At 40.3% G+C, this 12,794-nt stretch carries 8 protein-coding genes; 1 reads left to right on the top strand and 7 read right to left on the bottom strand.

Annotated elements, in window-relative coordinates; translation table 11 throughout:
- Positions 1–9 precede the first annotated feature (9 nt).
- Complete coding sequence (locus BCF58_RS04625; RefSeq protein ID WP_121461045.1) at positions 10–2,379, bottom strand: glycoside hydrolase family 127 protein; 2,370 nt, start codon at positions 2,377–2,379, stop codon at positions 10–12.
- 513 nt (positions 2,380–2,892) lie between these two features.
- Here BCF58_RS04625 and BCF58_RS04620 point away from each other — a divergent pair.
- Complete coding sequence (locus BCF58_RS04620; protein ID WP_121460608.1) at positions 2,893–3,579, top strand: NUDIX hydrolase; 687 nt, start codon at positions 2,893–2,895, stop codon at positions 3,577–3,579.
- A gap of 149 nt (positions 3,580–3,728) precedes the next feature.
- Here the strand turns inward: BCF58_RS04620 and BCF58_RS04615 are convergent, their stop codons facing one another.
- The 6 genes from BCF58_RS04615 to BCF58_RS04590 form a co-directional block, all read right to left on the bottom strand.
- Positions 3,729–5,456, bottom strand: coding sequence for a sodium:solute symporter family transporter (locus BCF58_RS04615; RefSeq protein ID WP_121460607.1), 1,728 nt, complete (start codon positions 5,454–5,456; stop codon positions 3,729–3,731).
- A gap of 3 nt (positions 5,457–5,459) precedes the next feature.
- Positions 5,460–6,617 (bottom strand): aldose epimerase family protein, encoded by a 1,158-nt coding sequence (locus tag BCF58_RS04610; RefSeq protein WP_121460606.1) that lies wholly within the window; start codon positions 6,615–6,617, stop codon positions 5,460–5,462.
- A gap of 27 nt (positions 6,618–6,644) precedes the next feature.
- Complete coding sequence (gene araA, locus BCF58_RS04605; RefSeq protein WP_121460605.1) at positions 6,645–8,141, bottom strand: L-arabinose isomerase; 1,497 nt, start codon at positions 8,139–8,141, stop codon at positions 6,645–6,647.
- A gap of 39 nt (positions 8,142–8,180) precedes the next feature.
- Entirely contained in the window at positions 8,181–8,891 is a 711-nt protein-coding gene (locus tag BCF58_RS04600) for an L-ribulose-5-phosphate 4-epimerase (RefSeq protein WP_002978734.1), read from the bottom strand.
- Between the two features lie 33 nt (positions 8,892–8,924).
- A complete protein-coding gene (locus tag BCF58_RS04595) occupies positions 8,925–10,625 on the bottom strand; it encodes a ribulokinase (protein ID WP_121460604.1) in 1,701 nt (566 codons plus the stop codon).
- A gap of 129 nt (positions 10,626–10,754) precedes the next feature.
- Complete coding sequence (locus tag BCF58_RS04590) at positions 10,755–12,743, bottom strand: alpha-L-arabinofuranosidase C-terminal domain-containing protein (RefSeq protein WP_121460603.1); 1,989 nt, start codon at positions 12,741–12,743, stop codon at positions 10,755–10,757.
- Positions 12,744–12,794: the final 51 nt, after the last annotated feature.

The following is a 12,794-nucleotide window of genomic DNA, read 5'->3' as shown; positions in this document are numbered from 1 at the left end:
GTTTCAGCTTTATTTCTTTTCGTAATTTTCTGTCAGTAACCGGACTTCAATGACTTTAGCAGTCATGAGTTTTTCGTCTGCCAGGAATTTTACGGTAAGATTTTCTTTTTTCTTTTCTGAATCCGGTATCGGAACGGCCAGATATTGAGGTAAAGCTCCTGACTTTCCTTCCAGATTTTGAGCAATGATTTTTTCACCATTGATCTCAACATTCAGTGTACGGTTGATATTGGCATCAAAATAAAGCAGGTAAAGGTATGAAGCATTTTTTCCGTTTTTCATCCGGTAACTGAACCAGCCTTTGGCATCACGGAAATGGCGGTCTTCCATATATCCTGTACCCGAGTCTTTGCTTTCTATAAAATGATCTGATTCCGGCTGCTGTTCTCCCAGCTGGACCTTATCAGCAGTGATCATCTCCAGCTTTCTGGTTTCTGCTTCTTCTTTTGCTCTTTGCTTCAATGTATTTTCTATTCCGTTTTTGTCCGCCTGAGGCCAGTATAGGATATACCTTTCTGCCTGAATATTGTAAAACGGCACAAGACTTAGCCCTTCTTTGAACTTTTCAGATGGATAAAGTCCTGTGAGGGTAAAATTCAGATTTTTATCAGCCGGTTTAAGATGGTCGACAACTTCTGAAGGATTTCCAAGGATAACAGGAATTTCATTTAAAGGGATCTGCGGACCGTGAGCAATATGGCCGCCTCTGCTGTCATCAGCAAGAAGTCCCTGCTGGTTATCGGTTCCGTATTTTGCAGCAAGGACTACAGGCCCGTATTTGAATGCATAATAATTGGAGCGGTCAGGCAGCTGTTCTGCGGAAAGATGCATCGGTAGAATCATTTTCACAACATCTCTCTTTTTCCATTTTTTAGTCAGTGTAAAATAGCCGTCGGAACCACGCTGTACTTTCTGCTGTTTTCCGTTGATCAGAATTTTTACTTCTGAAGGGGTGGTCCATTCCGGGCATCTCACCTTTAAATCAAATTCTGATTTTCCTGCGGCATCAAAGATCAGTGTTGTTTCAGGAACTTCCGGGAAGTTATTGACCTGGCGGAGTACTACTTTCTGCTGTTCCCATGTCAATGTGGAAGGGATAAATAAGTTCACATATAAATCTTTATTCGATCGGGCGTAAATCATTTCCCCATATTTGGCGTGATTTTCCATTCCGGATCCTACACAACACCAGAAGCTGGTCTGAGGCTGTGAATAAACCCTATAGTGTCCCGGACGCATCGGTGTAAAATACACGAAGCCTCCCTGATCATGATTTTCTGTAGAAAGAATATGATTGTATAATGCTTTTTCGTAATAATCTATATAATAAGATTCGGGCATCGTTGCAAACATCTCTTTGGTCAGCTTGAGCATATTATAGGTATTGCAGGTCTCCGGACCTTCAATACTTTTTATCATACTGCTGAAATCATTGACAGGATTAAAATGTTCACTGACACTATTGCCTCCAATAACTGAAGATCTTTTCCCGGTAACGTTATGCCAAAAAAAGTCAGCGGCATTACTCCAGGACTCGTTATTTTCAAGATCGGCAATACGCTTGTATCCGATTACTTTTGGAATCTGTGTATTCGCATGAAGTCCTGTAAGCTTATCTTCTCCTGTCAAAAGAGGAGTAAGGATAGCCTGATGGGAAAATCGGTGAGCCAGTTTCAGATATTTCTGGTCATGAGTGATATCATAAACATCTGCAAAAACTTCGTTGAGTCCCCCATGTTCACTGCGCAGCATATCCTGTATCTGCTCATCAGAAAGATCTGACACTTCATTTATCATCCAATCTGTGAGTCTGATAAGCATTGTCTTTGCTTTTTCACTTTTTGCATACCAATAGGCATCGCGTAATCCTGAGTACAGTTTGTGAATATTATATAAAGGTACCCAGCGGTCGTTCAAACCGAAGCCTGAAGCGCGTATATTTCCCTGTTTTATTTCTTTCCAGATCTTTTTCCCGTCGGGAATTCCTGAAATGTATCCGTCCGGAGATTCTTTCTGGCAAAGTTCCAATTCACTGATCATGTAATCAACCCTCTCTTTTATTGTTATATCTCCTGTAGAAGCATACATCAGGGATAATGCTGAAACATAATGTCCTCCTATATGGCCGTCCAATCCTGTATTTTCCCAATTAGGATAATTATTTGCTTTTGGTTTCAGTCCGGCTTCTTTAAGATACGGAGCCAACAACCTATCCGGCTCCAAAGCCATCAGGTACTTACGGTCTGCCGTCATTGCTTTGCTGAAAACGCTCTCTGATAACCTGACAGTTTCCAGAGGGAAATAATGGACTTTCTCCTTAACCTGGGCTGAGGTAAATGAAGCAAGACACAATAAAAAAACTGAAAGTTTCGGGATCATTATAAATGTTAATTCAACATTTCTAAAATAATGGAAAGAATCTATATACGAAACATTTCCTGAATCTGATTCAGTTATTTTCTCATTAAAAAGCATTCATAAGCCCTTAAAAATAACAAAAAAAGGTCTACCTTATCATAAAAAATAAGATAATTAAATTACAGAAAAACAAGACCGTAAAATCATGCGATTCCCTATGAAAATGAATTCAGGATATGTTTTGATAAAAATTTCAACGATATAGTAAATACCTTATCGTATTTTTAACATTAAGTCCCCTTTCTTCATTATTATCAATATCAACTTTGACTTTAACACAAATTTAACATTCAATTCATGTATCATTAACCTGATTTCAGTGATATTTTCCGGTTTTGATGACTGTTTTAGCTCCCAAAATATCCTTTAGGAATAATTTTAATGAAATAAATCATTCTGATTAAAAAGTGTATGAATCACATTTATATAATATCGTATCCATAAAAGCTTTACCTTTGTCATAAAATATAAAAGATGACTGAGGATTACTCCCAATATCCCAAACACCTTGTCGCTGTTGACTGTATCATTTTCGGTTTTGACGGTGAAAATCTTAAAATCCTTTTAGTAAAAAGAAATTTTGAACCACAGATGGGTGAATGGTCACTCATGGGTGGCTTCATTGGCAGTGACGAGACTTCGGATGAAGCTGCCAACAGGGTTTTGTATACGTTGACCGGTCTTGAAAACATTTATCTTGAACAGCTGAAATGTTATACGGAAATCAAACGTGAACCAACAGCCAGAATCATGTCTATTTCCTATTATGCTCTGATCAATATTGAGAAAGATATTCAGATCAATGAGCAGTACAGTGCAGAATGGGTTGAGCTACAGAAAGCACCTGACCTTATTTTCGATCATAATGACATGGTAAAGGATGCTGTAGCCAGGCTGAGAAGAAGGGCTTCCACAGGACCTATAGGGTTTGAGCTTCTCCCCGAAAAATTCACCATGAAGGATCTTCAGAATCTTTATGAAGCTATTTTTGATGAAAAATTTGATAAGCGGAATTTTACCAGCAAGATCAACAGTATGGATATCCTTGTCAACACCAATAAAAAGGACATGACCTCATCCAGAAAAGGTTCTTTCCTTTACCGCTTTGACGAAAAAAAATATAATAAAAAAATCTCACAGGGATTTATGTTTAAAATATAACTTAAATAAAAAAAGGATACCTTCTCTGCATCCTTTTTTTTGTGTGTGGAAATTCAATTTTGCTTCGCAAGTCAATGATGGATTTCTAAAAAATTGACAGGTGAAACAAATTCACTATTGACCATTCACTTTTGTCATATATTCAATATCTACCAAAATCTTACATATAATGCGGTCAGTAAAAGCAATGTCAGCACAATCAAGACTAAAGTCCTGTTGTCTACTTTAAACATGGTCACATCAATGGCAAAGGCTTTAGGATTAATTTTCGGACCTGCAAGACTGATCAGTATCATGGCGATTATGGTGATAAAAAATGACCATCCCATATTGATCAGGAAAGGAATCTCGGTAATCGTATGAACCACTCCATTCTCAAGCTTTTCATAAGTAAATGCTGTATACATCCACGTCTCTTTTCCGAAAATTTCTACGGCAAAACTGTTAAAGAAGATCGCCAGGACAAATCCTAAGATAACTCCTACAAGAGCAGCTGTACCCGTCGTTCTTTTCCAGAACATTCCCAGAAGGAACATGGCAAAAACTCCCGGACTGATAAAGCCTGTATATTTCTGAATAAATGTGAATCCGCCTTCTCCGCCAATTCCCAAAACATCTGTCCAGGTAAAGGCCAATGCTGCCATCATCGCAATAATAATGACCCAGCGCCCTGTTCTCACCATCTGGATTTCGGTGGCATCTGTTTTAAGGTATTTCTTATAGATATCCAGTGTAAAAATGGTTGAAATACTGTTCACCTTTCCTGCCAGTGAGGCTACAATCGCTGCTGTCAATGCTGCAATTGCCAATCCTTTAAGTCCTACAGGTAAGAATCCCAATATTGCAGAGTATGCTCCGTCTTTCACCCCGTTGAATCCCGGAAGGTGTCCTTTGGAATATAAAACATAAGCCGCAATTCCCGGAAGCATTACGATCACAGGCATGAATAATTTCAGAAAACCGGCAAATAAAATTCCTGTTCTTGCTGTTTTCAGGTCTGCTCCCAAAGCTCTTTGGGTAATATACTGATTGCATCCCCAATAGTTTAGGTTAACAATCCACTGCCCTGCAAAATACATGGCCAGACCCGGTAATACCACATATTTTTGAACTTCCAAATTCTGAGGCATTGCCAAAGTAGTATTGGTAGTTGTTGGTTTTTGAAGAATCAGCTTAAAATGCTGTGGAGCCTCATTGATCAAGGTATTGAATCCTGCCAGCGCATTTCCTACAGCCGCTCCGTTGATTCTCTGGTCTACAATCTGTAAAGCCATATAAACCGTTGCAAAACCGCCGATAATTAGGACTGCTACCTGTATAACGTCTGTATACCCGATTACTTTCATCCCTCCAAGGCCGATCAGAAGGGCCATAAGCAAAAGAGCGATCATAATACCGTGAAGGTGTTCTCCTCCCAGTAAAGTATCAATAGCTAGAGCTCCAAGGTAAAGAATGGAAGTAAGATTCACAATAACATACAGAAACAGCCAGAATACTGCCATAATCAGCGAAACAGACTTGTTATACCTTCTTTCCAGAAACTGAGGCATGGTATAGATCTTATTTTTAAGATAGATCGGAATAAACCAGACCGCGATGATGATCAGTGCAACGGCAGCAATCCATTCGTAAGCAGCAACGGCAATTCCGACAAAGAAACCTTCACCGCTCATCCCGATAAACTGTTCCGCAGAAATGTTGGAGGCTATTAAACTGGCTCCGATAGCCCACCAGGTCAAAGATCCTTCTGCCAGAAAATAATCTTTACTCCCCGTAGATTCAGATTTCTTCTTTTTATAGATCCATAATCCGTAGGAAGCTACCACTACGAAATAGATCAGGAATATGATGATATCAATAGTTGCTAATTTTTCCATAGTTTACTTTTTAACAGAGAATTTATAGATGGTTTTAGACTGGTACTTCTGTCCGGGCTTCAATTCTGTGGAAGGAAAAGAAGACTGATTTGGTGAGTCCGGGAAATGCTGTGTCTCCAGACAGAATCCTGTTCTGAATTCATTTTTACCTCCTGTTTTGGTATCAAATTTTCCGTCAAGAAAATTTCCGGAATAAAACTGCACACCGGGTTCATCTGTAAAAACTTCCATAATTCTTCCTGTTTCTGGATGATAGACTTTGGCGATGCTTCTGAGACCTTTTCCGTTCAGAATCCAGTTGTGGTCATACCCTTTTCCTTTTTTCAGCTGATCATCGTCTGCATTGATTTCTTTTCCGATAGACTTTGAAACCGTAAAATCAAAAGGAGTTCCTTTTACAGCTTTCTGTTCACCGGTTGGAATCAGAGTTTCATTGACCGGAAGAAAATGATCTGCATTGATCTGCAATTCATGATCGGTAATCGTTTTTGTAAAATTCCCAGACAGGTTAAAATAAGAATGCTGGGTAAGATTCACCACTGTAGGTTTATCGGTTTCTGCTTCATAGGAAATTTCCAAAGCATTGTCATCCGTAAGGGTGTAGAAAACGGTTGTTGTTAATTTTCCCGGATAACCTTCTTCACCGTCTGCACTGGTATAAGATAATTTCAATGTCGGAAATTTTGCATCCTTTACAACTTCGATATTCCAGAATCTGGTATGAAATCCTTCTTTTCCTCCGTGAAGACTGTTGGGACCATCATTTTTATCAATTTCGAATGTTTTACCCTCCAGCGAGAATTTTGCATTGGCAATCCTGTTGCCGTATCTTCCGATCAAAGCACCGAAATAATAAGGATTACCCTCAAAATATCCTTCGGGTTTTGTAAAGCCGAGTACCACATCTTCGTATTTCCCGTTTCTGTCCGGAGCGGTTAAAGAAGTGATAATTCCTCCGAAGTTGATGACCTCAATTTTCATCCCGTTTTTATTGGTCAACGTGTATTTTTTAATAGAATCGCCTTTTGGCGTAATTCCATAGTCTGAAGTATGAACATTCTCCATTTTCCCTGAAATATCCTGTTTATTATTTTCTTTTTTGCAGCCGAAAATAATTAAAAATAATAAAATAAAAATGCTATTATATGTTATTTCTTTCATAATTATTTACATATTTTTTAAAATTAATTAACGATAATACATTTCATTCCAACGAAGTGTATTTTTAAAATCACGCATTCTGGTATCTTCATCAATGACTAATGATTCAATTCCTGCTATCTCAGCAAAATCTTCCAGCTGCTCTGCTGAAATATTTTCACTGTAACATGTATGATGTGCTCCTCCTGCCAGTATCCAGGCTTCTGCAGCCGTATATAAATCAGGAAGAGGTTTCCATAAAACTCTTGCTACCGGAAGTTTTGGCAGCTCTTCTGTAATTTCCAATGCTCTGGTTTTGTTGATCAGCAGTCTGAAATGGTTTCCAAAGTCCATCAATGCAGCGTTCAGAGAGTCAATATTTCCTCTGGAATTAAAAACAAGACGAACCGGGTCAGCTTTTCCCCCGATTCCCAGCGGATGAATCTCACATGAAGGTTTTCCGGCGGCCAGAACAGGATCTACTTCCAGCATATGGGAGCCTAAAATGGAAGGATTGGAAGGATCCAGATGATAGGTGTAATCTTCCATAAAAGCATTTCCTCCTTCAAGGCCCTGCCCCATTGTTTTCATGGCACGTACCAATGCTGCTGTTTTCCAGTCTCCTTCTCCTGCAAATCCGTATCCTTTCTGCATCAGGCGCTGTACTGCAATTCCCGGCAGCTGCTCCAACCCGTGAAGGTCTTCAAAGGTATCTGAAAATCCTTTAAATCCTCCATCTTTTAAAAACTTTTCAAGTCCTAATTCAATTTTTGCGGCGGTGTGAAGTGAGCTTCTGTTGGCACCTCCTTCCAAAAGAGATGCTGCTATGTGATAAGAAGATTCGTATTCTTCCATCAGGCTTTTTATTTCCCCTTCTCCTATTGAATTGATAACTCCTACAAGGTCACCGATTCCCCAGGTATTGACTGAAAAGCCGAACTGGGTTTCAGCTTCCACTTTATCTCCATCTGTAACGGCTACAAACCTCATATTATCCCCGAAGCGTGCAAATTTTGCTCCCTGCCAGTCGTCCCATCCTGCAGCAACACGGCTCCAGTCACCGATCTGCTTCTGAACTCTTTCTTCTGACCAGTGCCCTACCACTACTTTTCTGTTCTTTCGGAGCCTGCTTACCATAAAACCAAATTCACGATCCCCATGAGCCGCCTGGTTGAGATTCATAAAATCCATATCCATCGTAGACCACGGAATATCTCTGTTGAATTGGGTATGCAGATGCAGAAGAGGTTTCTGTAAAATTTTTAATCCTCTGATCCACATTTTAGCGGGTGAAAAGGTATGCATCCAGGTGACCACTCCTATACAGTTTTCTGCATGATTGGCTGCTGCAATGGTTTCAAATATCTCTTCAGTGGTTTTTACCGTTGGCTTTACAATAACTTTTACCGGGATGAAAGAAGATTTTTCAAGTTCTGCCACAATTTTCTGTGAGTGGTCTGCTACCTGGGCCAGTGTTTCGGGTCCGTATAAATGCTGACTTCCTGTGATGAACCAGACTTCTTTGGTATTGAGAGGTGTTAACATAATTTTGTTGATCGTTAATAGTTGTTTATGCTGAAGTGTTTAGTGTTTAAATTCCTGTCCGTAGTAGGCATTCTTGCCGTGTTTACGTTCATAGTGTTTTTTGATGAGTGAGTCTTTCAGACGTTCCGCATCAGGATTTATCTGTCTGGTGAGATAAGCCATTTCGGCAATGGTCTCGAGCACTTTGCTGTTGTAGACTGCCTTCTCTGCATTTTTACCCCATGTAAACGGACCGTGATTGCCAATAAGAACCATTTCTACTTCTTCAGGAGAGAGCTGTTTTTCTTTAAAGCATTCCAGAATCTGTATTCCTGTATTGTATTCGTAGTTTCCTTCAATGAGTTCATCCCGCATAGGTGGAGCACAGGGAATATCTGTCGTAAGATGGTCTGCATGGGTGGTTCCGAAAACAGGAATGTCCATCTGTGCTTGTGCCCACGCCACGGAATAGATAGCATGCGTGTGGGAAATCCCGCCGATATTTTCCCAGTTTTTATACAGGTAAGCATGGGTTTTGGTATCGGAAGAGGGTCTGAGCCTGCCTTCAATGACATTGGCGTCAAAGTCTAAAATCACCATATCTTCCGGCTTTAAAATATCATAAGGAACACCGCTGGGTTTAATGGCAAAAATGCCTTTATCACGGTCTACAGCACTTACATTCCCGAAGGTATAAACCACCAGCTTCAGGGCATCCAGCTGCATATTGGCTTCATAACATTCTCTCTGGAGTTCTTTATAGGTATTCATTTGAGTGTCATTCAAAAAGTTAAAATTGATGAATCAGAAATTCTGAAGTTCTTTCCTGTTGTTTTTCAGTTTGGTATTGTATTCTACAAAATCAGCGAGCTTCTGGTATTGCTGCATTAATTCTCTGTAGTGCTGTACTTCTTCCGCTTTCGGCTGGTATTCCGCCTCAAATCCGGAGCCCATTTTCATACTGGCTTCCTGAACGGTCGGATAAATTCCTGCTGATACGGCCGCATAAACAGCAGCCCCCAAAGCGGGAGTCTGATCTGAAGCTGCTACTGCAATAGGCATATTCAGAACATTAGCGAGTGTCTGCATGATAAACGGCGATTTCCTTGCTACTCCTCCGATTCCGATCACTTTATTGATTTTCACACCTTCCTCTTCAAAACGGTCAACGATCTTTTTAGCTCCGAAACAAATGGCATTCACCAAAGCTTTGAAAATATGGGGAGCCTTTGTTCCCAGAGAAAGCTGGCTGATGGCTGCTTTGAGTTCCTGGTCTGCATCCGGTGTTCTTCTTCCGTTTACCCAGTCCAGGGCAACCGGAATACTATCTGAAAGAGGAATTTTTTCTGCTTCAAGGGTTAATTTTCTGATAAGCCCTGCCTCCATTTCTTCAGTAAGCTTTGACTTCTGCTCCTCTGAAATACTTTCGGAATGCATCATAACCTGGTGAACCGGCCACATCAGGATATCTTTATACCATGCCAGCACATCTCCAAAGGCGGATTGCCCTGCTTCAAGTCCTATCAATCCGGGAATTACGGATCCGTCAACCTGTCCGCAGATTCCTTTTACGGTTGTATCTCCAATAGCTTCCTGTGAGGCAACCATAATATCACAGGTAGAAGTTCCCATGATCCTGATCAGTGTATTTTCTTCCACCTTTGCTCCCACTGCTCCTGAGTGGGCATCAAAAGTTCCTACTGTAATAATGGTTTGGGTTGTAAGACCCGTTTTAGCGGCCCATTCTTCATTCAGATATCCTGCTATTTCATCTGAAGTATAAGTTTCCCGGTATAATCTTCCTCTGAGCTCTCCCAGAGAAGGATCTAGCCTGTTGAGAAACTCTTCAGAAGGCAGACCATCCCATGACTCGTGCCACATGGCTTTGTGACCTGCTGCACAGCGACTTCTTTTGAAGGTGGCCAGGTCTTTATGATCTGATAAAAGGAAAGTCAGATAATCACAGTGTTCCATCCAGCTATAAGCCGCATTTTTTACTTCTGCATCTGCTCTGCTGATGTGTAGTATTTTGGCCCAGAACCATTCTGAAGAGTAAATACCGCCTTCATATTTTGTATAATCTTCTCCACCCCAGGTTCTTGCAAGGGTATTGATTTCTTCGGCTTCGCGGATAGCGGTGTGGTCTTTCCATAAAACCATCATAGCATTAGGATTCTCTTCAAATCCGGGAACCAATGCTAAGGCTACTCCATCACTTGTTACAGGAAGCGGGGAAGAGCCTGTAGTATCAATACAAATACTGACGATCTGCTCCGGCGCTACCCCACTTTCTCTTACTACTTCTGAAATAGTTTTTTCCAGACCTTCCATATGATCTGAAGGATGCTGTCTGAAACTGTTGGCGGAGGGATTACAAAATCTGCCTTCCTTCCATCTCTGGTAGTAGCTGACTGAAGAAGTTATTTCGGAACCGTTTTCAGTGTCAATAAGGACGGCCCGTACGGAATCTGTACCATAGTCCAGCCCGATAACATATTTTTTCATGGTGGTGAAACGTTTTTTGATGATTGAGGTTTTAATTTCTCCTGATGAGATAAAAACAAATATAAGATTCTATTTTAAATAAATGTAAAAAACACACTTATTTTTCATAAACACATGTATTACAATTAATTAAATCATTTTCATTTTTAAAACCACTAAAGAATTGGCAGGAATTTCTGCTGAGATTTCACCTTTTTTGGCTTCAGAAATCTCTTCTTTAGGTTTTATGGGTTCAGCATCGAAACTATTTTCACTGGAAATTTGTGGTGCAGACAGAGAGATTTTGGTTAATTTTTTACCCAATTTCAGAGTTCCGGGTTTGATATTGATTATTTTAGACTGAGTATCAGTATTGACAATTTTAATAATCACCTCATTTGCTTTTGTATCCTTCACCGCCGTAGCATATAACTTATCCTGCCCGGATACAGCTTTTCCGTCATTTTCTATCTTCAGTAAATCTGTTCCTTTATTGTTGGAGAATAATTTCTGAACATAATAATTCGGGGTGGCATAGGATTTCAGATTATTGAACCAGATGAGGTCAGGCGTCCACTGCCAGCCTTCTGCATGGGCAAAAAGCGGTGCATAGGAAGTCATATAGACAACATCTGCATTTCTTTCAAGACCGGTCATGAAAGCAGCTTCTGAAAGGGCTGTCAGCCAGTTATTTTTATTATCAGGTTTTACCACTCCTACTGATTGGGCAGCGTATTCTCCGGCGAACACTTTTGGTCCGGAACGGTCATAGTGATCATATCTGCCTGCATTTTTCATAAACCATTCGGGAGAATTGTAATAATGCTCATCTACAATCTGCGCATTAAGCTGCTTCAGCTCTTTCCAGCCATATTCGAAGAACTCGCCATCAGGTGAAGGTCCGCTTCCTGAGATAATTTTAATGTCAGGATATTTTGTATGAATAGCTTTTTCAAAAACTTTATAACGTTCAATATAATCCGCTCCCCACTGTTCATTTCCTACTCCGATAAATTTTAAATTAAAAGGCTGTGGATGTCCCATTTCAGTGCGGATTTTACCCCATTTTGTTCCGGAATCTCCGTTGGCAAATTCAATCAGGTCCAGAGCATCCTGAACGTAAGGATCAAGGTCTTCCATTTTCACCAGTTCTGCGGTATTGAACTGACAAGCCATTCCACAGCTCAGAATAGGAACCGGTTCTGCACCCAGATCTTCGGAAAGCTGGAAATATTCATAAAATCCCAGCCCGAAAGATTGTCCGTAATCCGGTGTAAGCCTGTGCGGAAATCCTGTGCTCCATTTATTGATGAGATATTCGCGGTCTGTCACATTTCCAATTGTTTTTTTCCACTGATACCGTTCTGCCAGAGTTCTTCCTTCTACAATACAGCCTCCCGGAAACCTCAAAAATCCGGGTTGCAAATCGTATAGTTTCTGAACGAGATCTTTTCGTAATCCGCCTTTTTTGCCTTTCCAGGTATTTTGAGGGAAAAGTGAAATTATATCCATGTTCACAATGCCGTTTCCGGTAAATGTAATTCGCAGTTTTGCTTTTTCTACAGTTTGAGGTGATTTAAAAACAGTTGTATATCTCTGCCACCCCTTTCCTTTTATGAGTGTGGAGACTGAAGAAATTTCCTTACCGTTTTCATCAACAAGACTTGCATTTACCGCAGCAATATTTCCTGAAACATTCTCCAGATTAAAGCTGAAATCAAATTGTTCTCCCTGATGAAGCCCTATTCCCCTGAATCCTTCATTCTCCAGAAGATAATTTTTATCATTCAGAACGGTAATTCTTGCGTAATTTTTATTGGCTTTGGAAGGATCGGAATAAATCGTCAGAAATCCGGAATCAAGGTTAGGAGAGAGCGTTTTTGTATTGGGCTGCTTCCATCCTATGAAAGGTTCGTCAAATTCAAAACTCCGGTTTTTAATCAATTCGGCATACAATCCCCCATCAGCGGCAAAATTGATATCTTCAAAGAAAATCCCGTACATGGTGGGCTGTATTTTAGTAGGTACAGGGGTTTCTTTCAGATCCAGGTTATAGGTACGGATTGCATTATTCTGAGCCGAAAAGAAAGCAGCACTCAGAGAAATTGCAATGGAGAATATTTTATTTTTTGTTGTCATAGGTCGTATATTTTGAAAGCTACAGTAGGGTTGCAATGGGTCTCAATTATT

Origin of the sequence: Chryseobacterium defluvii, assembly GCF_003634775.1 — a bacterium.
Taxonomy (GTDB): domain Bacteria; phylum Bacteroidota; class Bacteroidia; order Flavobacteriales; family Weeksellaceae; genus Chryseobacterium; species Chryseobacterium defluvii.
The sequence above is the reverse complement of the archived record's forward strand: the minus strand, read 5'-3'. Positions and strand labels throughout refer to the sequence as shown.